Source organism: Mucilaginibacter sp. (genome assembly GCF_028288225.1).
GTDB lineage: Bacteria > Bacteroidota > Bacteroidia > Sphingobacteriales > Sphingobacteriaceae > Mucilaginibacter.
In genome coordinates this window covers 70,401-93,734 of sequence record NZ_JAQBOC010000094.1, presented here as the reverse complement: position 1 = coordinate 93,734, position 23,334 = coordinate 70,401, and the positions used below count along the sequence as shown (strand labels likewise).

The 23,334-nt window shown below is 40.0% G+C and carries 27 protein-coding genes; 12 read left to right on the top strand and 15 right to left on the bottom strand.

The window, feature by feature from the left end; translation table 11 throughout:
• The first annotated feature begins 101 nt into the window (after positions 1 to 101).
• Positions 102 to 1,559 (top strand): NADP-dependent isocitrate dehydrogenase, encoded by a 1,458-nt coding sequence (locus tag JWQ54_RS27575; RefSeq protein ID WP_299591110.1) that lies wholly within the window; start codon positions 102 to 104, stop codon positions 1,557 to 1,559.
• Positions 1,560 to 1,800: 241 nt separating this feature from the next.
• Here the strand turns inward: JWQ54_RS27575 and JWQ54_RS27570 are convergent, their stop codons facing one another.
• Positions 1,801 to 2,286, bottom strand: a complete 486-nt coding sequence (locus tag JWQ54_RS27570; RefSeq protein WP_299591109.1) for a hypothetical protein — start codon at positions 2,284 to 2,286, stop codon at positions 1,801 to 1,803.
• Positions 2,287 to 2,547: 261 nt separating this feature from the next.
• On the opposite strand from JWQ54_RS27570, the gene JWQ54_RS27565 reads away from it, so the two are divergent.
• A complete protein-coding gene (locus JWQ54_RS27565) occupies positions 2,548 to 3,213 on the top strand; it encodes a fasciclin domain-containing protein (RefSeq protein WP_299591108.1) in 666 nt (221 codons plus the stop codon).
• Between the two features lie 206 nt (positions 3,214 to 3,419).
• On the opposite strand, the gene JWQ54_RS27560 is transcribed toward JWQ54_RS27565, so the two are convergent.
• The 4 genes from JWQ54_RS27560 to JWQ54_RS27550 all read right to left on the bottom strand — a co-directional run bounded on the left by JWQ54_RS27560 (position 3,420) and on the right by JWQ54_RS27550 (position 5,942).
• The gene (locus JWQ54_RS27560; protein WP_299591107.1) at positions 3,420 to 4,319 is read right to left on the bottom strand and encodes an alpha/beta hydrolase; all 900 of its coding nucleotides are present in this window, start codon (positions 4,317 to 4,319) and stop codon (positions 3,420 to 3,422) included.
• A 109-nt stretch (positions 4,320 to 4,428) separates the two neighbouring features.
• Positions 4,429 to 4,758, bottom strand: coding sequence for an RDD family protein (locus JWQ54_RS29275; protein WP_367187148.1), 330 nt, complete (start codon positions 4,756 to 4,758; stop codon positions 4,429 to 4,431).
• A 58-nt stretch (positions 4,759 to 4,816) separates the two neighbouring features.
• Complete coding sequence (locus tag JWQ54_RS27555; RefSeq protein ID WP_299591106.1) at positions 4,817 to 5,299, bottom strand: NADH-quinone oxidoreductase subunit B; 483 nt, start codon at positions 5,297 to 5,299, stop codon at positions 4,817 to 4,819.
• Complete coding sequence (locus JWQ54_RS27550; RefSeq protein WP_299591105.1) at positions 5,289 to 5,942, bottom strand: NADH-quinone oxidoreductase subunit A; 654 nt, start codon at positions 5,940 to 5,942, stop codon at positions 5,289 to 5,291. Before JWQ54_RS27550 ends, JWQ54_RS27555 begins: the two co-directional genes overlap by 11 nt.
• Here JWQ54_RS27550 and JWQ54_RS27545 point away from each other — a divergent pair.
• Both JWQ54_RS27545 and JWQ54_RS27540 read left to right on the top strand, forming a co-directional pair.
• Positions 5,941 to 7,155, top strand: a complete 1,215-nt coding sequence (locus JWQ54_RS27545) for an NAD(P)/FAD-dependent oxidoreductase (RefSeq protein ID WP_299591104.1) — start codon at positions 5,941 to 5,943, stop codon at positions 7,153 to 7,155. The two genes, JWQ54_RS27550 and JWQ54_RS27545, sit on opposite strands and share 2 nt — an antisense overlap.
• Before the next feature lie 33 nt (positions 7,156 to 7,188).
• Positions 7,189 to 8,148, top strand: a complete 960-nt coding sequence (locus JWQ54_RS27540) for a glycosyl transferase family 90 (protein ID WP_299591103.1) — start codon at positions 7,189 to 7,191, stop codon at positions 8,146 to 8,148.
• A gap of 26 nt (positions 8,149 to 8,174) precedes the next feature.
• Here the strand turns inward: JWQ54_RS27540 and JWQ54_RS27535 are convergent, their stop codons facing one another.
• Positions 8,175 to 8,870 carry a hypothetical protein gene (locus JWQ54_RS27535; protein WP_299591102.1) on the bottom strand — a complete coding sequence of 232 codons (696 nt, stop codon included), beginning with the start codon at positions 8,868 to 8,870 and terminating at the stop codon, positions 8,175 to 8,177.
• Positions 8,871 to 8,914: 44 nt separating this feature from the next.
• On the opposite strand from JWQ54_RS27535, the gene JWQ54_RS27530 reads away from it, so the two are divergent.
• Positions 8,915 to 9,925: a low specificity L-threonine aldolase gene (locus JWQ54_RS27530; protein ID WP_299591196.1), complete on the top strand. Its 1,011-nt coding sequence runs from the start codon at positions 8,915 to 8,917 to the stop codon at positions 9,923 to 9,925.
• Between the two features lie 61 nt (positions 9,926 to 9,986).
• Here the strand turns inward: JWQ54_RS27530 and JWQ54_RS27525 are convergent, their stop codons facing one another.
• Complete coding sequence (locus JWQ54_RS27525; protein WP_299591101.1) at positions 9,987 to 11,012, bottom strand: aldo/keto reductase; 1,026 nt, start codon at positions 11,010 to 11,012, stop codon at positions 9,987 to 9,989.
• Between the two features lie 53 nt (positions 11,013 to 11,065).
• Positions 11,066 to 11,560, bottom strand: coding sequence for a GNAT family N-acetyltransferase (locus tag JWQ54_RS27520; protein ID WP_299591100.1), 495 nt, complete (start codon positions 11,558 to 11,560; stop codon positions 11,066 to 11,068).
• Positions 11,561 to 11,643: 83 nt separating this feature from the next.
• Between JWQ54_RS27520 and JWQ54_RS27515 the strand changes: the two genes are divergently transcribed.
• A complete protein-coding gene (locus JWQ54_RS27515; RefSeq protein WP_299591099.1) occupies positions 11,644 to 12,729 on the top strand; it encodes a DNA topoisomerase IB in 1,086 nt (361 codons plus the stop codon).
• Between the two features lie 98 nt (positions 12,730 to 12,827).
• Here JWQ54_RS27515 and JWQ54_RS27510 read toward each other — a convergent pair whose 3' ends face one another.
• Both JWQ54_RS27510 and JWQ54_RS27505 read right to left on the bottom strand, forming a co-directional pair.
• On the bottom strand, positions 12,828 to 14,720 hold the full coding sequence (locus JWQ54_RS27510) for a M56 family metallopeptidase (RefSeq protein ID WP_299591098.1): 1,893 nt from the start codon (positions 14,718 to 14,720) through the stop codon (positions 12,828 to 12,830).
• Between the two features lie 5 nt (positions 14,721 to 14,725).
• Entirely contained in the window at positions 14,726 to 15,088 is a 363-nt protein-coding gene (locus JWQ54_RS27505) for a BlaI/MecI/CopY family transcriptional regulator (protein WP_299591097.1), read from the bottom strand.
• 166 nt (positions 15,089 to 15,254) lie between these two features.
• Here JWQ54_RS27505 and JWQ54_RS27500 point away from each other — a divergent pair, with 166 nt between their 5' ends.
• Both JWQ54_RS27500 and JWQ54_RS27495 read left to right on the top strand, forming a co-directional pair.
• Positions 15,255 to 15,749 carry a c-type cytochrome gene (locus JWQ54_RS27500; protein WP_299591096.1) on the top strand — a complete coding sequence of 165 codons (495 nt, stop codon included), beginning with the start codon at positions 15,255 to 15,257 and terminating at the stop codon, positions 15,747 to 15,749.
• A 65-nt stretch (positions 15,750 to 15,814) separates the two neighbouring features.
• The gene (locus tag JWQ54_RS27495) at positions 15,815 to 16,333 is read left to right on the top strand and encodes a GNAT family N-acetyltransferase (RefSeq protein ID WP_299591095.1); all 519 of its coding nucleotides are present in this window, start codon (positions 15,815 to 15,817) and stop codon (positions 16,331 to 16,333) included.
• Here JWQ54_RS27495 and JWQ54_RS27490 read toward each other — a convergent pair.
• Positions 16,330 to 16,527 carry a hypothetical protein gene (locus tag JWQ54_RS27490; protein WP_299591094.1) on the bottom strand — a complete coding sequence of 66 codons (198 nt, stop codon included), beginning with the start codon at positions 16,525 to 16,527 and terminating at the stop codon, positions 16,330 to 16,332. The genes JWQ54_RS27495 and JWQ54_RS27490 overlap by 4 nt on opposite strands.
• Positions 16,528 to 16,716: 189 nt before the next feature.
• On the opposite strand from JWQ54_RS27490, the gene accC reads away from it, so the two are divergent.
• Positions 16,717 to 18,195 (top strand): acetyl-CoA carboxylase biotin carboxylase subunit, encoded by a 1,479-nt coding sequence (gene accC / locus JWQ54_RS27485; RefSeq protein WP_299591093.1) that lies wholly within the window; start codon positions 16,717 to 16,719, stop codon positions 18,193 to 18,195.
• A gap of 114 nt (positions 18,196 to 18,309) precedes the next feature.
• Here the strand turns inward: accC and JWQ54_RS27480 are convergent, their stop codons facing one another.
• Entirely contained in the window at positions 18,310 to 18,762 is a 453-nt protein-coding gene (locus JWQ54_RS27480; protein ID WP_299591092.1) for an NUDIX domain-containing protein, read from the bottom strand.
• An 80-nt stretch (positions 18,763 to 18,842) separates the two neighbouring features.
• Between JWQ54_RS27480 and JWQ54_RS27475 the strand changes: the two genes are divergently transcribed.
• Both JWQ54_RS27475 and JWQ54_RS27470 read left to right on the top strand, forming a co-directional pair.
• A complete protein-coding gene (locus tag JWQ54_RS27475; protein WP_299591091.1) occupies positions 18,843 to 19,340 on the top strand; it encodes an SRPBCC domain-containing protein in 498 nt (165 codons plus the stop codon).
• Between the two features lie 113 nt (positions 19,341 to 19,453).
• Positions 19,454 to 20,038, top strand: coding sequence for a riboflavin synthase (locus JWQ54_RS27470; RefSeq protein ID WP_299591090.1), 585 nt, complete (start codon positions 19,454 to 19,456; stop codon positions 20,036 to 20,038).
• 38 nt (positions 20,039 to 20,076) lie between these two features.
• Here JWQ54_RS27470 and JWQ54_RS27465 read toward each other — a convergent pair whose 3' ends face one another.
• Both JWQ54_RS27465 and JWQ54_RS27460 read right to left on the bottom strand, forming a co-directional pair.
• Positions 20,077 to 20,601 carry a hypothetical protein gene (locus JWQ54_RS27465; RefSeq protein ID WP_299591089.1) on the bottom strand — a complete coding sequence of 175 codons (525 nt, stop codon included), beginning with the start codon at positions 20,599 to 20,601 and terminating at the stop codon, positions 20,077 to 20,079.
• Positions 20,602 to 20,623: 22 nt separating this feature from the next.
• Positions 20,624 to 21,769, bottom strand: coding sequence for a tetratricopeptide repeat protein (locus JWQ54_RS27460; RefSeq protein ID WP_299591088.1), 1,146 nt, complete (start codon positions 21,767 to 21,769; stop codon positions 20,624 to 20,626).
• Positions 21,770 to 21,862: 93 nt separating this feature from the next.
• On the opposite strand from JWQ54_RS27460, the gene JWQ54_RS27455 reads away from it, so the two are divergent.
• Positions 21,863 to 22,153, top strand: a complete 291-nt coding sequence (locus tag JWQ54_RS27455) for a hypothetical protein (protein ID WP_299591087.1) — start codon at positions 21,863 to 21,865, stop codon at positions 22,151 to 22,153.
• 90 nt (positions 22,154 to 22,243) lie between these two features.
• Here the strand turns inward: JWQ54_RS27455 and JWQ54_RS27450 are convergent, their stop codons facing one another.
• A complete protein-coding gene (locus JWQ54_RS27450; RefSeq protein ID WP_299591086.1) occupies positions 22,244 to 23,236 on the bottom strand; it encodes a hypothetical protein in 993 nt (330 codons plus the stop codon).
• Positions 23,237 to 23,334: the final 98 nt, after the last annotated feature.

Sequence of the window (23,334 nt, the reverse complement as noted above, 5' to 3'; positions counted from 1 at the left end):
TCAATTTTAATGTCACAAATACAGTATATTACTAAGCCGCTCATTAAATAAACCTGCAAACACCTATATTTGCGCCGTATTTTACTTTAAAGTTCTTTAAAATGAAAACTAAAATAGCCGTAGCCAACGGTGATGGTATAGGCCCCGAAATAATGCAGGCCGTTCTTCGCATTTTTGAAGCTAACAATGTTCCCCTTGAATATGAATTTGTTGAAATGGGGAAATCATATTTTGACGCGGGTCACTCAACCGGGATGACCCCAGCCGCTAAAGAAACTATTGAAAGCCTGGGAACCCTGTTTAAGGGGCCTATGGAAACACCAAAAGGAAAAGGCGTAAAAAGTATAAATGTTACGGCCCGTAAAGTTTGGAACACTTACGCCAATCAGAGGGATTTCAGAACGTTGAAAGGAGTAGAAACCGTTTTTTCAAAAGCTGGGATTCCTATCAATTTAACTATTATTCGAGAAAATATTGAAGACACCTATGGCGGTATCGAACATCTTTTAACTTATGATGTTGCTGTCGGCCGCAGGATAATTACCCGCCCGGGCTCAGCACAGGTTATCCGTTATGCTTTTGAAATGGCAAAACGTAAGGGCTACACCAAATTGGCCTGTGCCCATAAAGCAAACATCATGAAATTAACTGATGGCTTGTTTTTAGAAACCTTCCAGGAAATAGCAAAAGAGTACCCTGAAATTCAATCATCAGATATTATTGTTGATGACCTTTGCATGAAACTGGTTACACAACCCCAAAATTTCCAGGCAATTGTATTAACAAATTTGCAGGGTGATATTGTTTCAGACCTTTGCGCCGGCCTTGTTGGCGGCTTAGGTTTTGCACCGTCAGCCAACATCGGCGATAACATTTCCATTTTTGAAGCTGTACACGGCACCGCACCTGATATTACAGGTAAAGGCATAGCTAACCCCACAGCCTTACTGCTTTCGGGTATTTTGATGCTGCGTTATATGGGCTTTACTGAAAATGCTGCTACAATTGAAAATGCTTTGCTTTATACGTTAGAGCAAGGTGTGCATACCGGCGACTTCGGTGACAGATCTGTTGCAGCTGTTGGTACAAACGGTTTCGCCGATGCGGTAATTGCTAATTTAGGGAAGATCCCGGCAGACGGCGGCGTTGTTGGCCAGGCAAATATGCAGCTTAAAGCCACGCAACCGTATCTTTTGAAAAATAAGCTTACTGTAACCAAAGGCATCAAGGAAGAAATGGTTGGGGTTGACGTGTTTGTAGAAGCCGGTGAATTACAACCAGCGGAACTTGCTGAATTGGCTAAGAAAAGGCTTACAGATAATTTCGACCTGGTAATGATCTCAAACCGGGGAACACAGGTTTGGCCTACCGGATCAATTTATACCGAACTGGTTAACGAGTACCGTGTACGTTTTGAAAAGAAACCGGGTACAATTGTAAGCCAGAAAGAACTTTTACACATAGCAGCCGACTTTTCTGAAGATGCTAAAGTTTGTTCAGTTGAGTTCCTGATGAAATTTGGAGATAAGATAGGCTACACACTGGCGCAGGGGCAGTAATAAGTCCTGAGTCGTTAGTCTAAAGTCATAACGCAGATGAGGCTGTATCAAAAGTCTTAAATTTAAAAAGCACTCAAAATAATATTTGGTTTTTGTGATCTTCGCGTCCTCTTTGCGCACTCTGCGGTTTATTTTTAACCACGGAGTGCACAAAGAAGGCACAGAGAAACACGGAGTTTTTATTATCCAAATTTTAATTTTGTTGCGTTTCTAGTGATTTTACTTTTGATACAGCCTCATCTTATCTGATAAAAATCCTTTTCCTCCTCCTGTCCGCAAAAATCGCAACTGGTAATCCTATACAAATTATTAAGATCACTATCCCAATTATAGTGGGCACAACGTGAAATGGCTTTAAGCCTATCTTGCTGATCGGTATAACAATAATGTTCATTACAAACCAGCAAATTATCCCATATTCAAAACCGATTAAATATTTATTCCGGAAGATCTTATAAAAAAACGGATAGGTTAGGTAAAATGCTATAGTAAAGGCATAGGCTATAATGTAATGAAATAATATTCCCAATAAAACCATAGTACTTCCGCCGGTGTAGGCGGCTTTTCCGAATATGCCGCTTGCTATAAATTCAAAAATTATTCCGGCATTTGCTTTATAATTCCAGGCTAAGGCGGCTATTGCATCCAATGTGCCGGTTAATAATCCTGTCAAAATAATGTTTAGAAATATCCTGTTGCTGTGCCAGGCGGTGTTTTTAATTGCCATTGCTGAAAATTTACCGTTAATTAAGATGTTAAATTTATGAAAAACGCCTGATTCGTACCGTCCTTTTATAAGCGGCAACTAAAAAACGTCTTTTAACTTGTTGTTTATTAATTTTTTATAAACTTTTTTTTATTTCTTTAAAACCATATTATGTAATTAATGGTTATAAATAGCGAACTAATAGAAGTGCCGCTAAAAATGAATTTTAAATGGCTCTTATAGAACTGAAACTAACCATAATATTAATTAAAGTAATTTAACATGAAAAGATCAATTTTAATTGTAGCCGCAGCAATATCAATAGGACTACTATCAAATAATTTATTTGCGCAAACGCCAACGACGCCGACTCAGCCGACGCCGACACAGCCGACACCAACGCAGCCGACGCCGACCCAGCCGACGCCAACGCAGCCAACACCAACGCAGCCACCAACACAAACTCAGCCGCCTGTAACAACACGCCCGGCTGCAAAAGCAGATTCGGTTAAAGACCTGGACGCTACAGTGGCAAACGTTGCTGATCTGTCAACATTAACAGCAGCTATAAAGGCCGCAAATTTGGATGCTACATTACAAGGCCCTGGTCCTTATACTGTGTTTGCACCAGGTAATTCTGCATTTAGCGCTATCCCTAAAACCAGGCTTGACAGCTTAATGAAAGACCCTGCTAAACTTGCAACACTTGTAAAAGCACATGTGGTGGTAGGCAAATATGACAAAGCGGCAATTATTAAGGCGTTAACAAATGCCACAAAATCTGCCACATTAAAAACTATTGATGGACAAACCATCATCATAGCAGTTGTAGATAAAAAATTACAACTAAAGGATGCACAAGGCAATACCGCTGAGGTAACTTCATTTGACACACCGGCTTCAAATGGAATAATCCATGGTGTTAACGGTGTTTTTATGTATAAGTAGAATATTATAAGCTTAATAGAAGCCCGGCACTGCAAAACAGACCGGGCTTTTTTACTAAATAGTGATCCGTAGCCTGTCCCGACAATTTTAAGATCTATTCACTGCACCTCTGAACGGAGAGGCATTAGCTGGTGCGCATCATCAATGCTAAGCTTTCATAAAATTAGCCGCTTTGTTTACAAATTTGGCTGATGTTAATTCAGTAGTTATTTCATATAGGCATCCAAAAACGAAAAGATGCTTTTACGGATATAATCCGCATCAAACATTACACCATAATGCGGTGCGTCTTTAACAATTATCAGTTCGTTTTTAACGCCGGCTTCATTTAAACGTGTGCTTAATAATTGAGATTGTACCGGGTTTACCGATTCATCCTTTTCACCCTGAACTATTAGAAATGGCGGGTCATTCTTATCAATATAAGTTACCGGGCTTGCTGCTTTGGCAAGATCGGGCCGGGTGGTTACAGTTGCACCCAATAATAATGTGACAGGGGATTTAGGATCAGAGCTGTCATTGCCCTTAAGTGTTGTAAAATCCGATGGCCCATAAAAATCAAGACAAAGCCTGATTTTAAATTTTGGCCTTTTGCCATCCGGATAAAAAGCTTTCACATTAGTATTGTTTGATAAAGCTAACAGCGAAGCCAAATGCCCTCCGGCAGAAAAGCCGATAACTGCAATCCTGTTTTTATCCAAACTGTATTTGGCTGCATTATCATACAAAAATTCAAGAGCCTGGCTGCAGTCCCTAATCTGTGCCGGGAATACTGCAGTTGTGCTGTACCGGTAGTTTATTGATGCAACCGCATAACCGCTATCTGCAAAAGCTTTCAAAGTTTGGGTCATGTAGCCCATGTCGGCATATTTATCATTCATCATCCATGCCCCGCCGTGAATCCAGACAATAAGTGGGTAATTTGCCTTTTTAACAGGCGGCAGGTAAATATCAAGCAGGTGCTTTTTTAGGGTATCGTTGGCATAAGGGATGTTACCAATTAAAGTTGTGCCTGCGGGGAAGAAGTTTAATTTTGGATTTGTGGGTTGGGAAAATCCACTTTTAAACAGGCAAATCAATAAGGAGAATAAAAAAAATATTTTCATAATAAATTATTGGATCTAACCAGATGGATATTAAATATCATTTCTTTTAGAATAATTAATCATTACGCTTCCTGAAGCTAAATCATGTAAAGCCCTTTTTGAGGGATTACTATGTATAGTAAGAAAAGGAGATCCAGCCTAAAAGTACCTTTACTAAATATCTTATTATTGCATGTGGGAAATTGATTCGGCTGCCTGTGTCTGCAAATTTTTTAACACGGATCTGCCTGGCATAGTTGCCAATGGTACACCCAAAAGTTAAACATATAGGTTCGTAAAAAATAAATATGCCCAGAAAAAGGAATGTTCTTAGCCAGTCAGGAGTGCCAGGGAAATTGTCTGATATCAAATAAATAATCATCATACATACAATAACAAATACTGTGTCAATGAAAATGGATTGTAATCGAACAATCAGTGGAGGGTATTGATCTTCCATATTTAGTTTTAGGGTGACGTGATTAAATATAGCTTTTTGATTTTAATTAAGTAAAATATTATGCTTTTAATAACTGTTCCCCTTCAATCTTCTTCTGCAATTCCAGTATAGCGCCAATTAGCGCCTCAGGCCTTGGCGGGCAGCCCTGCACGTACACATCAACGGGGATCACCCTGTCAACACCTTTTACCACATGATAGCCATGCTGCCAGTAAGGGCCACCGCAGTTGGAGCATGAGCCCATAGAGATGACATATTTTGGTTCGCGCATTTGCTCATAAAGGCGTTTAATGCGTTCCGCCATTTTAAAAGTAACCGTGCCGGCAATAATAATAACATCAGCCTGGCGGGCAGACGGGCGGGGGAACACACCATAACGGTCCAGATCATATGTAGAGGCAAAGGCGCCCATAAATTCAATGGCACAGCAGGCAATCCCAAAACTTAAGGGCCATAAGGATGACAACCTTGCCCAGTTGAGCAAATCGTTCATTTTGGTGATCACCACACCGCCGCTTTCACTTGTTAAATCACTGCTCATTGCCGGGTTTTTTAAAAGTTGGTTTAAACATGGGTTTTCTTATTGGTGGTGTTCCGGGTGTTCCAGTTGTTCCGGGTGTTTCATTTGTTCCGGTTGTTTCCGCTGTTAACACTGTTTCAAGTGGAACAGGCGGAACATTGATAAGCGAAAACGCCTTCACTTTATAAACGCTTTGTTCTGCGTTCAGTTTTTCATAAAGAGATTTTGGAATAAAAGTATCAGTTGTTGGCATTATTGGCTTTGGTTTTATCCAGTCAAGGTCGCCTTTTACCCAAACATATGCCAGGCCGAGGATCAAGATCCCTAAAAATATAAACATTTCAGTTAATGCCAGCCAGCCCCAGCGCGGCTCATAATTATTTATTTCATGACTGCCAAACACTGTTGCCCAGGGAAAAATAAACACCATCTCCACATCAAACAGCAGGAATACCAGGGCTATCACATAAAAACGGGAGTTGAAAGGCAGCCATGCATTACCGGTTGTTTCCTCGCCGCATTCATACGAAGTTAGCTTTTCGGGATTGGGTTTATGGGGTGCAATAAGCTTGTTTATGAAAAAAGCCACGCATACCATCATTATTCCTGTAATTAGGAAGATAAGTATCTTTCCAAATTCTGATATTTGCGACACTTCAGCCATGACAGCAAATTTAACAAAACAAACAGACTTTGACGCGATAATTATTGGTGGCGGCGCCTGCGGTTTAATGTGTGCCGTGCAAGCCGGATTTTTAGGCAAGCGAACACTGGTATTGGAGAAAAACGATAAAGTGGGCGCCAAGATCCTGATCAGTGGTGGCGGGCGCTGTAATTATACCAACATGTATGCGTCTGCACAGCAGTTTATTTCTGATAATGAACATTTTTGTAAATCAACTTTATCACAATGGACGGTTGATGATACTGTCAGCTTTTTTGAGACTTATGGAATTATCGGCAAGGAGAAGACCTTGGGCCAGCTTTTTCCCGAAAGCAACAATGCTAAGGATGTCATTAAGGTATTTACTTCCCTTTGTGCCGATCTGGGGCAGGAGATCTGGTGTGATGCAGAAGTTAAAGGGATTGAACAGGTTGATAATGGTTTTGTTGTTTCGGTGGAAAGGAATGGAAGAACCGAAAACCTATCTGTCCCAAAAGCAGTGATCGCATCCGGTGGATTACCTATCCCGAAAATGGGCGCAACTGATTTTGGGTTGAGGGCAGCGAAAAAGTTCAGCCTAAAAATTAATGAGACGGCACCGGCATTGGTACCGCTGACAATAACCGGGAAAGATCAGCCATGGTATGAGCAATTATCCGGCAATAGTATTTTTTGCCGCGTTTGGAACGATAGGGTCAGCTTTGAAGAAAATATCCTGTTTACGCATTGGGGACTAAGCGGCCCGGCCATATTGCAGATCTCATCCTATTGGCGGCCTGGTGAATTTATTTATATCGATCTGCTGCCTAATCAAAATATAGCTGAACTGATTCAGCAGGAACGTGAAACAAATGGTAAAAAAATGCTGCTGGCTTATTTGGCCAATCTTTTTACCCGCAAATTTGCCGAAGCATTAAGTGATAAACTGCCGGTAGATAAAAACCTGGCATCATTAAGTAAAACAGATATAGAGAATATCAGCAGCCTGGTCCATGAGTTTAAGATGAAACCGGCAGGGGATAAGGGTTACGACAAAGCCGAGGTGATGCGCGGCGGTGTATCAACCGATGAACTGTCATCAAAAACCCTTGAAGTTAAAAAACTGCCAGGCCTGTATTATGGCGGCGAATGTGTGGATGTAACCGGCTGGCTTGGCGGCTATAATTTTCAATGGGCCTGGGCAAGCGGATTTGTTATAGCACAAAGTTTGTAAACCTGAACTTTAGTGGTTGATTGAAACATTAATATGATCTTTAAAAAAATAAGCGAAGAAATTAAGAGGAATAAAGCGCTGTACTATTCTAAAAATATTTTACGGCAAATTATACCAACAATATTTTATAAGAGCTCGCTCAATAAGAAATTATTATCAATAAGAGGATACGATGGCGCCGCGCTGGCAGACCGTATAAACTATTATAACAAGCTTGAAAACCCTGCACCAATAGGCGATAATGCTACTGCGTTAAAAAAGATGCAGGTTTTTAAAAGTCCCAAAACGTATAATTTTGATGCTTTTGAATACCTGCGTTATTTTAAAGGGAGCCTTAAAGCCAATTTTCTCTTTGGAGATATAACTTACACCCCCAATGAACCGTCAATACAAAAAAGCAGGCCCATAGCCGGAGATAATTCGAACGCCGTGTTATTGAAACTGGATAAAAAACGACATTTCTTTTTTGTTAACGATAAAAATCGGTTTCGGGATAAAAAAAATATGCTGATAGGTCGCGGAACAATATACCAGCCCCACAGAGTGAAATTTATGGAAATGTACTTTGATAATCCGTTATGTGATTTGGGCCAGGTTAATAAGAAGGGCGGCAATATGAAATGGCTTAAACCGCCTATTTCTATTGACCAGCATTTGAAATATAAATTTATTTTGAGTTTGGAAGGTAATGATGTAGCCACCAATTTGAAATGGGTCATGTCTTCAAACTCAATTGCGGTAATGCCAAAACCTAAATATGAAACCTGGTTTATGGAGGGGAAACTGGTTCCTGATTTTCACTACATACCAATTAAAGACGATTATACCGATCTGATTGAAAAGCTTAATTACTATATAGAACACACTGATGAAGCCGAGCGAATTGTAAGTAATGCGAATGCTTTTGTAAGGCAATTTTTTGATCAGAAACGGGAGGCTATCATTTCCTTACTGGTATTGCAAAAATACTTCTCCAAAACCATGCAGATCTAAGGCATCGTTGAACGTAAAAATGATGCTTAATTTTTACCGGCTGCTTTTACCTGTTTAAAATAAGCTATCAACCTATCAATGTTGGCAAGCATATAAACTTTGGCGTGGATCTTATCAACTACCTCTGGTTCATCACCCATAATATCGGTCATTACGTCTTCAAAGTTTTCATTTGTTATGCGCTTCATTTCGGCGGTGTTGGTGCCGTAGTAGTAAACTGTTTTTTCGTTGCTGTAGCCGCCACCGCCGCCAATGGGGATTGAGACACCGCCACTAACACCACTGCCATAACCGCCTGTGCCAATGCCAATGCCCGGTTCAAAGCCAATTCCTGAACCTCCGATTCCCCCTTTGCCTCCTTTACCGCCCCGGCTTATATACAGCTTAACATCTTCATCAATCTCAACCTTTACAAAATCAAGCTCATTTTTAGCCCATGTTTCGTTACCGGGGGCATGCGCAACAACAAAACTGTCTTTTGCTACCACGAATGATTTAAGGTCACTTGCACTTAATTTAAACGGGGTTGCTTTATTATCTTCTTTAAATTCAATAAAGCCTTCTCCTTTTATTGGGCCTTTAGCAGATGGATTTATACGGATAAAGCCGGATTCGGTATTTCCTTTAATATCAGTAAAACGACCGGGTTGCCATTTATTTGATTGCGATTTTGCTGATACAATTATCAGCATAAAAAATAAAATGATTAAAATTGAACGCATAACTATTAAAATACAAATAACGTAATTTTACAACATTTAATATGATGATTGTCGATCTAAGAAGTGATACCGTTACCAAACCAACTCCTGCCATGCTGGAGGCTATGTTTAATGCCAAAGTGGGCGATGATGTTTTTGGGGAGGATGAAACTATAAAAGAGCTGGAAGAAAAATCTGCAGCCATTTTTGGAATGGAAGCAGGCATCTTTTGCCCATCAGGCACCATGACCAACCAGGTAGCCATTAAATGCTTTACCCAACCATTAGATGAACTGATTGCTGATCAAACTGCGCATGTTTACCGTTATGAGGGTGGGGGAATAGCCTTTAACTCAGGCGTGTCAACCCGTTTATTGAACGGTTATCGCGGTATTATTACTGCCGAAATGATTGAGCCGGAAATTAATGCAGAAAATATTCATTATCCGCATACTAGCTTGGTGGTGCTTGAAAACACGGTTAACAAGGGCGGAGGAAGCTGCTACACAATTGAACAAATAAAGCCAATAGCTGAGTTATGTAACAGCAAAGGGCTAAAGCTTCATCTGGATGGCGCCCGCATTTTTAATGCTTTGATCCATACGGGTGATAGGGCTGCAGATTATGGTAAGTATTTTGACGGCATTTCCGTCTGTCTTTCAAAAGGTTTAGGCGCTCCTGTTGGCTCCGTGTTCCTGGCAGATAAGGAAACTATAAAATATGCGCGCCGGATCCGCAAGGTTTTTGGGGGAGGGATGCGCCAGGCAGGATTTTTAGCTGCCGCAGGTATTTACGCCCTTGATCACCATGTTGAAAGATTAAAAATCGACCACACTCATGCGCAGATCCTTGCTGATGAGCTGGGGAAGTGCGGCTGGGTTGCCAATGTATTGCCGCAGGAAACCAATATTGTTTTGTTTGATACCGTTGAGCCTGCAAGTATTGTTCTGCAAAAGCTGGAAGAAAAAGGTATAAAAGCATTATCAACCGATAAACACCGCATCCGCTTTGTGCTGCACCTTGATGTACACCCTGAGCAGGTGGAGCATGTAGTGAGTGTGCTGAAGTCAGTCTGAAGTTTAAAGTCTTGAGTCGTAAGTCAAAAAGAGATTACGACTCAAGACTAATAACTCAAGACTAGTATTTCAATTCCCTGTCCGCAGCCTGCCGTTCAACCATCCAGGCAGGATATTCTTTGGGTAATGCACTTACTTCATCAAGCTTTTTCAGGTCATCTGCTGAAAGTTGTAATTCAGTTGATTTGATGTTCGCATTCAGCTGTTCAATATTTTTAGCGCCGATAATGGTGCTGGTCACTCCTTTTTGCTGGCGAACCCAGGCCAAAGCCACTTCAGCTACCGAAACATTGTGCTGTTTGCCAACTTCGGTAATTACATCAATAATATCGTAGGTTTTATCTTTATTAATGGGCGGAAAATCAAAAGTATCCCTGCGGCTGCCTTCCGCTTTTTCTGCGTTACGGCCATATTTGCCGCCAAGGAAACCACCTGCCAGCGGGCTCCAGGGCATTACACCAATGTTTTGGTCGGCAGCCAGGGGCAACAATTCTCTTTCAATATCGCGCGCGGCTAATGAATAAAAATATTGAAGGCCCATAAATTTATTCCAGCCATGTTTTTCCGTTATTGCTATGGCTTTCATCACCATCCATGCCGGCCAATTGCAAATCGCAATATAACGTACTTTGCCTGTTAGTACAACATCATTAAGGGCACGCACAGTTTCTTCAACCGAAGTTTTTGGATCAGCGCCGTGTACATACAAAATATCAATATGATCAAGCTGTAAACGCTTTAAACTGTCATCAACGGATTGAAAAATATGATAACGTGAAAGGCCCATATCATTCGCACCTTCGCCCATGCGGCCGCGTACTTTGGTAGCAATTACCAGTTCGTTGCGACTAAAGCCCAGATCTTTTATGGATTGACCCAGTAGCTTTTCCGATTCGCCAAACGAATAAACATTGGCTGTATCAATAAAATTAATGCCAGAATCTATTACAACCTTCATCAGATCGTTTACGCCTTGTTGCTGAATTGTACCGATGGCTTCCCAGTATCCTTTGCCGCCGAATGTCATGGTGCCAAAACATAGCTCGGAGACCGCCAGGCCGGTGTTTCCTAAAAAATTGTATTTCATAAGTTTGATGTTTGTTATAAAAGTAAAATTCAGCCTTTATGGATTAAAAACAGTCAGCGGCTGGTCAAAAAAGGCGTGTCGGTAAATTGAGGCTGATACTCCCATTCCCAAACTTCACCATCTTCTTCATCCATAACAGTTCCTGAAAATTTAAAGTTGTTTTTGCGCAATATGCAGGTTGAGTAATTTTCTTCGGCAAGGGTACGTGCAGTAATAATGACAGATGGAGCAGTGTTGAGTGATAGTAGCACTAATTCGGCAGCTACCTGTGTGCCTATTCCTTTTTGCCGGTGTTGCGGAAAAACGCCATAAGCAATTTCAACCTTGCCATTCACGGGTTTACCCTTAAAAGCTCCGCCTGCAACTAATTGTCCGTCTAATTGAAAATAGTAACTTATCCACGGAGGGTTATATCCAACTTTTCTGTAAAAATCAATCGTCATATAAATACCTTCCTGGCAATCAGGGTTGTCGGTAAATTGTTTGTTTTCATGAAGATGCTCTTTTATAGGCATTAGCTCCATTTGTCTTTTTTCTGTTGTTATCAAATGTAATTAATTGATTTTTAATTGAATGCATTATTGTATATGAGCCGACAAAACTTAAATCTTAACAACTTGTTATACCTGCGATGAACAGGCTGCTAACCAAACTTGAAAAAATAGGCCGCGATCCTGAAGTTACTGCTAAAGCTGTAGGCTTGCGTTATGCATCTGATTCCACACCGGGCTATACCCGGAAAAAGGCAGGTAAGGGCTGGAGCTATTATAATGCTGACGGTAATTTGGTTAAAGAAAAAAATTTAATAACCCGTTTTAATAAATTGGTTATCCCGCCTGCCTATACCAATGTATGGATTTCCCCATATGAGAATGGGCACTTACAGTTTACAGGAACCGATGCAGCAGGCAGAAAGCAGTACCGCTATCATCCTGATTGGAACAAAATTCGCAATCAATCCAAATATCATCGTTTACAAACATTTGCAGCCTGTTTACCGGCTATCAGAAAACAGGTAGATAAGGATCTTGCCCGCCATAACCTTGATCATGATAAAATTGTTGCATTAGTAGTAAGGCTGATGGAGCTAACCGGCATAAGGGTAGGGAACGAGTCGTACAAAAAGCTATACGGCTCATTCGGATTAACCACCCTGATGAACCGGCACGTGCAAATTGAGGGATCGACGCTAAATTTTGAGTTTAAAGGCAAAAAAGGCGTCTATCATAAAATATCATTACAAAGCAGGAAACTTGCAAAGCTGGTAAAGCAATGCCGGGAGATTCCGGGGAAGGAGCTTTTTCAATATTATAATGCAGATGGAGAGCGCTGTGCAATTGGTTCAGGTGATGTAAATAATTACCTGAAAGAAATAACCGGCGAAGATTTTACTGCCAAAGATTTTCGTACATGGGCTGGCAGTGTGAGCGCTTTATATGCATTTAAGCAAGCCGGTGAATTTGAAACAATTACTGAATGTAAAAAGAAAATTGTAAACGTGTTAGATGAGGTGGCTATAAACTTAGGCAATACCCGTACCGTTTGTAAAAAATACTATGTACACCCAACGGTCATAAAAAGCTATGAGGACGGCGCCATTTTTAAATACATAAAAAATATTGATCAGGAAAAAGATGTTGACTCGGCCGACTTAAATATTGCCGAAAAAGCATTGCTCAAAATATTGGAAAACGAAAAACTGGCCGAAGCCAGTTGAGTTGGTTGATTGGGTTGAATGGTTGATTAAGTTTTATTATCAAATAACTCGTATTATTAACTGTTTTAACCTAATCAACCCAATCCAACTTAATCAACCTATTTAACCCCCTTCTTTGTCACTATAAAAACAATTCCGTTTTTGGCCTTATCACCGTAAAGCTCCTTAGTTTCATCATCGGTTTTTAAAATCATGCGGTCAATATCAAAGGCCGAGATCTTTTTCAAATCTGCTTCTGAGGCTATTTTGCCATTAATGATGATCAGTTTATCAGAAAGATGACTAATAGTTGATCTTGGATTTGCGAAAGCTATTGTGGCGTTTGAATTATAACTAACTCCGCTTTTATAAAGCCTTGAATTTAGCTTATGCCCCATGGTTGCAGTGTCAAAAGATAGGGTATAAATTGCGGCTTTATTGGAAGTGTCCCCGTTTATAGAGGTATACACTCTAACGGGCTCTCCGTTTTTATAGTTTTTACGCAGCGTTAATGTTGCATGTTTATTGCCATTTTGGTCAAATGCTTGAACGGTTGCGGCACCATTGTTTGAACCTGCAATGGCTATGTTATCTGAATCATCAACACTGAATGTTGCACCTGAACCTTTAGATGTACCATTTACAACCACAATTTTATTGATGTCTTTAGCGTCGCTGATTGTAGCAATGCCATTTCCATCGCTAACTATCGTATATTTATGGTTATCCAGTTTATCTAATTTTTCCTTGAACTTTTTGCCAGCTTGAGAGTCATTTGTTGTTATACACAAAATGCTATTTTTTTTGTCAAGATTGGCTATTAATTTATCAAGGCTGCCGACGCTATATACAGTAACACTCTCAATTTTATCAGCATTAAGTGCTTTTAGGTCGTCTTGAGTAGCTTTAATGCCGTTTATAACATAATTTATCGAATCTTTTTTTCCGTTAAAGCTCATAGAAAATTTGCCTTTTCTTATGGTATCGGTTGTATGCTTATTAATAACCGACTGCATTGTAAGGGTTTTATTATGTGGAGCAATTAATTTTAAGGCAGTGTTTTTTGGGGTCTGTTTTTCTATGGATTTATTTGTTATAGCTGAAAATGCTTTAATAACAGGACTGCTTTTTTTAACCAAAGCGGCTTTTGAAATGCTGAAAACCAGCAGCAGGGCAACCACAGCAGGCACTAAAAATGCGTAGCGGGTTAAGTTGAATTTCGAAGATCTTTTTGCGTTCATCATGATAATTCTTTTTTTAATGGTTGATATATTAAAATGGTTCACAATTCCCTGCGGCGCGGCAGAGAAACTTACGTTCACCAGGCTATATTGATATTGTTTACTATCGGTACCGGTATTTAATATTTTACGGTCGGTTATGAATTCAATATTTTCGCGGACAGCTTTTTTCATCAGCCAAACTCCCGGATTAAACCAGTAAAATATGGTGCTTAATTCAGCCAATAATACATCCAGCGTGTGCCATTCACTAACATGGATCTGTTCATGCAACAGTATCGATCTCAAATCTGACGGATCATGTTTTGCCGGATTGATATAGATGCTTTTCCAGAATGAAAACGGACCTGTATCACTGTTGATCACCCTTACGTCATGATCATGAATTTTAGTAGCGGTTGAACTTCGATATAATTTGTATAATGAATATAGTTGCACCAGTAACCGTAATGCAAATAATAAGACGCCTGCCCATAAAACCACTTCGGCCCATAACCAGTAATTTGGCTGTGCAATCGGTTTAATAAGTGCCTTAGCGGGTGCCTGCCAGTTCAAAATAATAACCTCCACAGGTTTTGCTATTTGCTGATGGTGTTCAAAAAAGCCCGAAAGATTTATTTTAGGATATATAGTTGCAAATAATATCGCGGCAGCAAGGTAAATACGGTTTAAAGTGTAAAAGGTAAGATGCCTCAACACCAGGTAATAACCCGCGCAAAATAATAGGAGGGCAATATTTACTTTAAACAGGAAAACAAACAAAGCTGGCATGGCTTTCAGGATTTAGGGTTTTCAATAAGTTTAATGATCTCTTTTAATTCACTGGCGCTGATTTTTTTGTCGTTGGCGAAAAACGTAACCAGGTCTTTATAGGAGTTTTGAAAATAATCGCTTACAAAACCATTCATAAATTTCTTTTTGTAATCTTCCTCCAATATCGCAGGGGCATAACGGAATGAGTTTCCCATTTTTTCGCTTTCAACAAAACCCTTGCGCTCCAGGTTTTTTACGGTTGATGCCAGCGTGGTGTAGGGAGGCTTGGGGTCTTCAAGCAGATCTAGAAAATCTTTTATAAAACCCTTGCCAAACTGCCATACTGCCTGCATCGCTTCTTCCTCTTGCTTAGATAATTTCTCCATCTTTTTTACGATTGTTTCGTAAATCTACGATTAATTCGTAATAAAGCAAATGTTTTAACGCTTTTTAACAAATATTTTTTTGAATAGTAAAATATTTGTGATTGAACATGTATCGGTTGGAACATTGAAATTAATAATTTACCTTAGATGACTTAAACATGACAATATGCTGATCAACAAAAAAATCTTAGTAACGCTTTGTTTGTCTTCTGTAATAGCAGTAGTTGCCCTAACATCTATGAAGCCAGAGGAGGAACATAAATTTAAAAACCTTAAAGTGTTGCCTAAACACATTACCGACAAGCAATTGGACAAGGTAATGGATGAGTGGGCGCATTCATTAGGCGTACATTGTAATTTTTGCCACGTACGTAATGAGGCAGAAAAGAAAATGGATTTCGCTAGCGATGCCAAGCCTGAAAAGGAAATGGCCCGCCACATGTATAAGATGATGAACAAGATCAACCAAAAATATTTTGAAGCTAAAAAGGATTCATTAGGAATGGTGATGACCAGCGGCGTTAATTGTAACACCTGTCATAAGGGAACTTCACATCCTGAAGTTACTGTTCCGGAAGGCAGAAAAGGTCCGGGTGGCCCCCCTCCGGGTGTACCTGCTCCGGGTGGAACACTAGTTCCGCAAGGCGATCATAAACAATAAAATACAAAAATATAATAAGCACCCTTTAGCATTTATGCTAAAGGGTGTTTTGCTTTATAGTAATTATGAATGAAATAACAATTAGAGATGCACAGGAAGATGATCTGCCAGCCATCCTTAATATTTATAATGATGTTATCCTGAATACCACCGCAGTATATAGCGAACAGCCCCACACATTACAAATGCGGAAAGACTGGTACCATGACAGGGTGAATAATTATTTCCCTGTATTTGTGGCTGTAATAGATGATAAAATAGCAGGCTTTTGCAGCTTCGGGCATTTTAGGGTATGGCCTTGCTATCGTTATACTGCTGAGCTATCGGTTTACGTGGAGGCTTCGTATCGTGGAAAAGGAATTAGTAAAATAATGCTGCAGTCATTAATAGGGCGGGCGCGGCAAATGAATATTCACGCACTGCTGGCGGGCATAAGTGCAGATAATGAAATTAGTATTAATCTCCACCGCTCGTTTGGATTTGGGGAGGTAGCTCATTTTAAAGAAGTAGGGTATAAGTTTGGCCGCTGGCTTGATCTTAAGTTCCTTGAGCTGATTTTGAGTAACACTCCTAAAGCTGTTTAGCTTTTTTTGATAGTTCTCTTTACGTATTTATTGTATAAATACTCGGCATAGCCAACGCTGATGTAGTCAGGAAATTTCCAGTTAGGAAAGCGGGTCTTTTTTAAATGTTTTAAATACCCGAAAAATAATACCCCGATAATTAAAATAACGCCGAGGATCATAAGTATTTTTACTGAAAAAATTAAAATGTTCATATAGAGGGGTTTTCTAAATAATTATGGTTTTTTACGGAACCTATAACATAAAAGTTACGCAATATTTAAAGTTTATTATAATTATTATAATATCGGTTAGCACCTTGCTTTTTTAAGGCAAACTTAGCTAAGGCTTAATTTTATAACCTCATAAAATTTCCGGCAATTCTTCTAACTTTGAAATTGTCTATGCAAAAAATCCTTATTGCCAACCGTGGCGAAATAGCTTTAAGAGTAATGCGCTCTGCGCGCGAAATGGGTATTAAAACCGTAGCTGTTTATTCAGATGCCGACCGTAATGCGCTTCACGTACGCTATGCTGATGAAGCGGTGCACATCGGCGAATCTCCTTCAAGCAAATCCTACCTGGTGGGTGATAAAATAATTGATGCCTGCCGCAAAACCGGTGCGGAAGCTATTCATCCCGGTTATGGATTTTTAAGCGAAAACGCGGCATTTGCCCGGCTGGTGAGGGAAGCCGGACTAATACTGATAGGCCCATCGCCCGAAGCCATGGAAATAATGGGCAATAAGCTTTCTGCAAAGGCAGCCGCATTAAAATATAATATTCCAATGGTACCCGGCACCGAAGAAGCCATTACTGACATTAATGAAGCTAAGCTTCGGGCAATTGAGGTAGGTTTCCCCATATTGATAAAAGCAGCAGCAGGCGGCGGTGGAAAAGGAATGAGGATAGTTGAAAGTGCTGCAGATTTTGAGGAACAGATGCAGCTGGCTGTATCTGAAGCTACCTCTGCTTTTGGAGATGGTTCTGTATTTATTGAACGATATGTTTCATCGCCAAGGCATATCGAGATCCAGGTACTGGGCGATACGCACGGCAATATCCTGCACCTGTTTGAGCGGGATTGCTCTGTACAGCGCCGACATCAAAAAGTGATTGAAGAAGCGCCCTCGTTTATCTTAACGCCGGAGATAAGGGAGCAGATGGGTAAATGTGCGGTGGATGTGGCACGGTCTGTTAACTATACCGGGGCAGGCACGGTTGAGTTTATAATGGATGAGCAGCTCAATTTCTACTTTTTAGAGATGAATACCCGCCTGCAGGTTGAGCACCCGGTATCAGAACTGATAAGCGGGGTTGACCTGGTAAAAGAACAGATCAGGATAGCAAGGGGCGAGGCCATTAGCTTTAGGCAGGAAGACCTTAAAATTAACGGACATGCCATTGAGCTGCGGGTTTACGCAGAAGACCCTGACAATAATTTTTTACCGGATATAGGCACCCTGCAAACTTATGTTGCACCAAAAGGCCCTGGTGTTAGGGTTGATGACGGCTTTGAGCAGGGAATGGAGATCCCGATCTACTACGACCCAATGATAGCCAAGCTGATAACTTATGGTAAAGATAGAACAGAGGCTATTGAGCGGATGGTACGGGCTATTGATGAATACCGTATAACCGGCATAACCACCACTTTAGGATTTGGAAAATTTGTGATGCAGCACGAGGCTTTTGTATCGGGCAACTTTGATACACATTTTGTACAGAAATATTTTACACCTGGATTGCAAAATAATAATGATAATGAAGCAAAGATAGCTGCTTTGGTGATGGACAAATTATTAAGAGAGCAACATTTAAAGATTGCTGACGTAGCAGATGGGGAGCTTTCTAATTGGGTAAGGAACAGGCGCATCGTTTGAACCGGCATTTTCCCAAATCTCAGTGACCTCTGTGCCCGCTCGGTATCTCTGTGGTTATTTTTTACCGCAGAGTTCACAAAGAAATACGCAAAGTTGCACAGAGAGTTTTTGAGATTAAAGAGTAATCAATTCCTCAATAAAAGCCGCCTGCGCCGCATTTATCTTCAGCTTTGCTTCATCAGCCTCAAACCAACCGGCACGGTCAATTTCGGGAAATGATTGTTTTTTGCCGGATCTTGGCGGCCATTCCATCTCAAATAAATTACTAAAAATGGTTTCATGATCAATATCACCTTCAACAGCCCACGCATAAATTTTTTTACCGCTTTTTAGCCTAACCGGGTTTAAGGAAATGAAATTACCATCAATGGCCTGCCCGGTTTCTTCCTCAAACTCACGTTTGGCTGCTATAAGTGATTCTTCATCATCCAAAAACTCACCTTTTGGGATCGACCATGCGCCCAGGTCTTTGTTTTTAAAAAAGGGGCCGCCGGGATGAACAAGGAAAACCTGCAGGTTATTATTTATTTTACGGTATAAAAGGATCCCGGCACTTTGATGTGACATTTTTTAAGATTTATTGGCAAGTTAACAAACACAAAAACTATTATAGCTAAATTTGAAATTATAAAAGCTATATTACCAATATGACTGACAATAAATGGACAAGCTTTAAAATAGCCGGAGATTATAATGCTGATATCAGGAGCCTGTATGAAGCCTGGGCAACTACAGCAGGTATTGAAAAATGGTTTTTGCGGAAAGCTAATTTTTATACCATACCCCGGCGCACAAGAGAGCCCCATGAATTTATTATGACAGAGGATACCTATGACTGGTACTGGCATGGCTATGGTGATGATGCAGTTGAAAAAGGCCAGATATTGGAAGCAAATGGAACCGACTCTTTAAAATTTACTTTTTCCGGGGGAAGCATTGTCAGCATTTATATATGCAACCGTAACGGGGTTTCAATAGTTGAGCTTACCCAGGAGAATATTCCTGAAGAAACAGATCTAACAAAAAACCTATATGTACAATGCCAGATAGGATGGACTTTTTATATGGCCAACCTAAAATCGGTTATTGAAGGCGGGATTGATTTGAGGAATAAGCGATTAGAATTGAGCAGTAATTTTAAATAAAGGCCAGGCCCCCTGAAGTGGTAATATCATACTTGCCTGACATAAAAAGCACTTCAATTAACTACATTTGCGCAATTCAAAAATCCCCCTTTAGGGGGCTAGGGGCGTTGTTTATGTTTACAGGAATAATAGAAACTTTAGGAACAATAAGTGAACTGCGGCATGAGCAGGGTAACCTGCATATTACTGTTGAGTCGTCAATAGCTGCTGAATTAAAGATCGATCAGTCGGTAGCGCATAACGGGGTGTGTTTAACTGTTATCGCGTTAGCAGATGGCAAACATACGGTTACCGCTATTGAAGAAACTTTAAATAAAACCAGCCTGGGCCATCTAAAAACCGGCGACCTGGTAAACCTGGAACGCTGTATGCAAATGAATGCCCGGCTTGACGGGCATATTGTGCAGGGCCACGTTGATCAAACAGCCACCTGTATAGATTTTAAAGAGTTGGACGGCAGCTGGGAATATACCTTTGAATATGATACCGAACAGGGTAACGTAACTGTTGAGAAAGGCTCCATTTGTGTAAACGGGATAAGCCTTACGGTTGTTAATTCTCATAATAACAATTTTTCGGTTGCTATTATACCTTATACATTTGAACATACTAATTTACAGCAGGTAAAAGCTGGTTCCGTTGTTAACCTTGAATTTGATATTATCGGCAAATACGTTGCAAGGTTGATGCAGCGTTAACTTAGGCGCTATAACCGTTGTAGAGTCGATAGCATTACTTAAAGATGAATGAAGTTATTGTCGATGGCATATTTTTCAGCATCTGCCATCCACGTCGGATCGCCAACGACAAATTTCTTATGAATGGGATGGTTGCTAGCAAGACATAAAGCTAATGCAGTTAAATACCCGTGCATATCTTTTTTTGTAATATAATCGTTTAACCAGCTAAAGTCGCCTTTTAAGACATTCTTCAGATCATTTTGGATTATACTAGCATACCATGATAGCTGTTTTTTTTGATCATAAGTGGATTCTGCCATATCAGAAAATCCGCCAAATGGATAGAGGAATTTGTAAACAAAATCCACTCGATAACCTGGATTAAATTGTTGGCTCGTTTTTGGAATAAATGCACACCCGGTCTCTCCGCGATCATAACTAAATTCAATATCACATTTTTCTCCTTTTAGCAAAAATGTATCGGCGTTTTCGTATGGTTTAATTAATTCAAGATTAAATTCTTCAATTAAGTCTTGAAAATATATCTGAATGCTTTGTTCGAAATCGCGGTTGACTGTCATAAATATAAAAATAGCGTTTATTTTAATTTTTAAGCTGTTCCACCCGGCTTTTTACAAAAGCTACATAGGCTTGTTGTTTCCCGGATGGTTTTGAGGCCAGGAATTTTTTATAGTAGATGCGGGCATTTCTTTTATCCTTCAATTTTGTATCATACAAATTGGCCAGTAAATAATAAAGTATCGGGCTACCGCTAAACTGCAGTGCTTTTTGATAGGCAAGGGTTGCTTTTTTATGCCTGTTTAAAGTTATATCCCTGTCTGCAATTTCACCATAATAGGTAGCAATGTTAGGCGAGATGCCCTGGGCAATAGCCTGATTTAAAAAATTAATAGCCTGTACATTGTCTTTAAGCCCTTTATAGCATAAGGCTGCATAATAAAGGGTATATTCTGTTTGTTCATTAGGTTTCAGGCTGGCTAAAGTTTCGGCTCCGCAGGCATAATTGTTTAAATTATAATAAGAAATACCAAGCTTGGTAGTTATCATCCCACTTGCCGATCCCATTTGGATCAACTTATTACATACATCAACAGTTTCGGCCCATTTTTTTTCAGCGTAGGTTAACTTCATGGTGCTTAGCAAAATAATAACATTATCCGGATCGCTTTCTGCCGCTTTGTGTAACACTTGCAGCGCCTTGTCAAAATTTTTAAGGGCAGTGTAAAGATCTGCCAGTTCGCTTGCTACATCAGCATCGCTGGAATTGATCCTGTTGGCATGTTCAAAATAGCCGATGGTGGCAATGGTGTCGTTCTTTCTTTCTGCAAGCAACCCTAACTGGCTGTATACTGCAAAATTTCCTGTATCGCGTAAAGCTATCTGCTTATAATATTGCTCTGCTTTTGGGAAATTACCGCGCCTTAAATTTATGCCCGCCATGTTGAACAATATGTTTTGGTTGGTAGTATCCATATCATAAGCACGCTGGTAATAACCTTCTGCATCAGGAAGCTTATTTGCCATTTGCGATGCATAGGCAAGGCGGGATAAAACTTTGAGGTCGGTTACAGGCTCCGGAAAATTCTTTTTCAGGTAATCCACTGCCTCATTATACCGCTGACTTTGATAATAGTCCATCAGCAAGGCATCATCGGGTTTTGATTGTTGCTGTGCAAATGTGGTTGTAAACAGGCAGAAAAATAGAAGGGATGCAAGAATGCTTTTCATATAACTAAATTATTAGTTATAAATCATAAATCCAAATTCTCAAACATTTTATTTCAGATTGTGTTGTATCAGCATAAATAAAACCAAAACATTATGGATAAGTTAAAGAAATTTGGGTTAATGGAAAAGATTGTCCATGAACTGGAAGATTTAAAAAACAGTCAGCAGGCGATAATTCAAAAACTTGCTAAAATTGAGGTAGATAATATGGAACTGGCTGATAAAAGACTTGAAAAAGACCTGCCCGATATGCACCAGCGCGTATCAGATAACCTTGATACTATTGCAAGTATATTAGCAGATTTTGCATCGCAAACAGATCAATTTAGTGATAGCAATAATATTGCAGCCCTGAAAGAACAGGATGCGATAAATAAGCTGTAGGAATTAGGTTAAAGCTGAAAGGTAAATTAAGCTGAAAGGTAAAAGCTTAAAGCAAAGGAGCTTTAAGCTTTTACCTTTCAGCTTTTTGCTTTATTGATATTGTATATAAATAGGAGCGGGCTTCAACTGTAATACTTCTTTAGGCGTCAGTAAGCGTTTGGGGCCATTTTTGATATCGTTTTTATAAAACAGCTTAAAACCGGTGAACTGCACAGGCTCACCCTGGATAAAGTATTTATAAGTGCCTTTTTTCAGATCCGGGCCGCCCCAGCCATCCATATCCATTACAAACTGGATTTCAGGACGTAGCTTAATGTTTTTATAATTTGTCACCATCTTTTTAGTAAAGCGGTGGACAATAAATATTTTTGGCGGCAGGTTATATTTTTTAACCAGCGAAGCCAGGTATTGCGTGGTGTAATTAATATCGTCCGCATCAAAAGTGCCTATGCGTTTTCCGGGGACACTGCCTTCTTTCATAGAGAATTCCGGGTCGATACCTAAATGCACATTAGGCATCATCAAATATTTCTCCAGCAACGGAACTTCTTTTTGTACGGTACTAAAGCCAACCTGCAGATCTAAAAACACCAGTGCGTTTATAGACTTGGCCATGCTGATCACGCTGTCAATCTGTTTAAAGGGCATGCGCAGGTTGTGCAGCCCGTTTCTTCCGGCATCTGCTTGCGCAGTAACACATATATAATGCAAAGCGGGTATAACGGGAGCGCTTGTATCCGCTTTTTCCCAGTTCTTTACCTCGGCTTTTAATTTGGCAAGCATGATTTTTGGCGCATATTGACCCAGGATCCCCATATTTTTTGAATACATATTGCCATAATAGGCAACTATGCGGTTAAAGGGTAAAATTGCACCTGGCAAAGGGTAAGCTTTGGTTTTTACCGGCCATCTTTTGTCACCGTTGGCCAACTTGTGCATTAATGAGTCATATGAAGCAGTATCTAAAGCCTTAGCGGTTGTGTCATTAAATTTAAAATAACTGATTTCTGTTGCCGATGCTTTTGTAAAGCTCAAGAAGCAAAGCGGAATCAATAGAAGGAAGGCAGATTTGATGTTTTTCAAAATAGGTGTTTAATTAGCTGTATAATTAATATATTATTTATTTAGACGTGATGCTTCGCGTCTGAAACCATTAAGGTTAGCTGTCATAATTATGAAGC

Bases quoted from the DNA above. Each gene is read 5' to 3' on its own strand.
- JWQ54_RS27525 (WP_299591101.1), bottom strand. From the start codon at position 11,012: ATGAAATACAATTTTTTAGGAAACACCGGCCTGGCGGTCTCCGAGCTA.
- JWQ54_RS27455 (WP_299591087.1), top strand. From the start codon at position 21,863: ATGGATAAGTTAAAGAAATTTGGGTTAATGGAAAAGATTGTCCATGAA.
- JWQ54_RS27550 (WP_299591105.1), bottom strand. From the start codon at position 5,942: ATGGCTGAAGTGTCGCAAATATCAGAATTTGGAAAGATACTTATCTTC.
- JWQ54_RS27555 (WP_299591106.1), bottom strand. From the start codon at position 5,299: ATGAGCAGTGATTTAACAAGTGAAAGCGGCGGTGTGGTGATCACCAAA.
- JWQ54_RS27545 (WP_299591104.1), top strand. From the start codon at position 5,941: ATGACAGCAAATTTAACAAAACAAACAGACTTTGACGCGATAATTATT.
- JWQ54_RS27565 (WP_299591108.1), top strand. From the start codon at position 2,548: ATGAAAAGATCAATTTTAATTGTAGCCGCAGCAATATCAATAGGACTA.
- JWQ54_RS27460 (WP_299591088.1), bottom strand. From the start codon at position 21,769: ATGAAAAGCATTCTTGCATCCCTTCTATTTTTCTGCCTGTTTACAACC.
- JWQ54_RS27475 (WP_299591091.1), top strand. From the start codon at position 18,843: ATGACTGACAATAAATGGACAAGCTTTAAAATAGCCGGAGATTATAAT.
- JWQ54_RS27560 (WP_299591107.1), bottom strand. From the start codon at position 4,319: ATGAAAATATTTTTTTTATTCTCCTTATTGATTTGCCTGTTTAAAAGT.
- JWQ54_RS27505 (WP_299591097.1), bottom strand. From the start codon at position 15,088: ATGGAGAAATTATCTAAGCAAGAGGAAGAAGCGATGCAGGCAGTATGG.
- JWQ54_RS27575 (WP_299591110.1), top strand. From the start codon at position 102: ATGAAAACTAAAATAGCCGTAGCCAACGGTGATGGTATAGGCCCCGAA.
- JWQ54_RS27510 (WP_299591098.1), bottom strand. From the start codon at position 14,720: ATGCCAGCTTTGTTTGTTTTCCTGTTTAAAGTAAATATTGCCCTCCTA.
- JWQ54_RS27470 (WP_299591090.1), top strand. From the start codon at position 19,454: ATGTTTACAGGAATAATAGAAACTTTAGGAACAATAAGTGAACTGCGG.
- JWQ54_RS27495 (WP_299591095.1), top strand. From the start codon at position 15,815: ATGAATGAAATAACAATTAGAGATGCACAGGAAGATGATCTGCCAGCC.
- JWQ54_RS27490 (WP_299591094.1), bottom strand. From the start codon at position 16,527: ATGAACATTTTAATTTTTTCAGTAAAAATACTTATGATCCTCGGCGTT.
- JWQ54_RS27530 (WP_299591196.1), top strand. From the start codon at position 8,915: ATGATTGTCGATCTAAGAAGTGATACCGTTACCAAACCAACTCCTGCC.
- JWQ54_RS29275 (WP_367187148.1), bottom strand. From the start codon at position 4,758: ATGGAAGATCAATACCCTCCACTGATTGTTCGATTACAATCCATTTTC.
- JWQ54_RS27535 (WP_299591102.1), bottom strand. From the start codon at position 8,870: ATGCGTTCAATTTTAATCATTTTATTTTTTATGCTGATAATTGTATCA.
- accC (WP_299591093.1), top strand. From the start codon at position 16,717: ATGCAAAAAATCCTTATTGCCAACCGTGGCGAAATAGCTTTAAGAGTA.
- JWQ54_RS27465 (WP_299591089.1), bottom strand. From the start codon at position 20,601: ATGACAGTCAACCGCGATTTCGAACAAAGCATTCAGATATATTTTCAA.
- JWQ54_RS27500 (WP_299591096.1), top strand. From the start codon at position 15,255: ATGCTGATCAACAAAAAAATCTTAGTAACGCTTTGTTTGTCTTCTGTA.
- JWQ54_RS27480 (WP_299591092.1), bottom strand. From the start codon at position 18,762: ATGTCACATCAAAGTGCCGGGATCCTTTTATACCGTAAAATAAATAAT.
- JWQ54_RS27570 (WP_299591109.1), bottom strand. From the start codon at position 2,286: ATGGCAATTAAAAACACCGCCTGGCACAGCAACAGGATATTTCTAAAC.
- JWQ54_RS27515 (WP_299591099.1), top strand. From the start codon at position 11,644: ATGAACAGGCTGCTAACCAAACTTGAAAAAATAGGCCGCGATCCTGAA.
- JWQ54_RS27540 (WP_299591103.1), top strand. From the start codon at position 7,189: ATGATCTTTAAAAAAATAAGCGAAGAAATTAAGAGGAATAAAGCGCTG.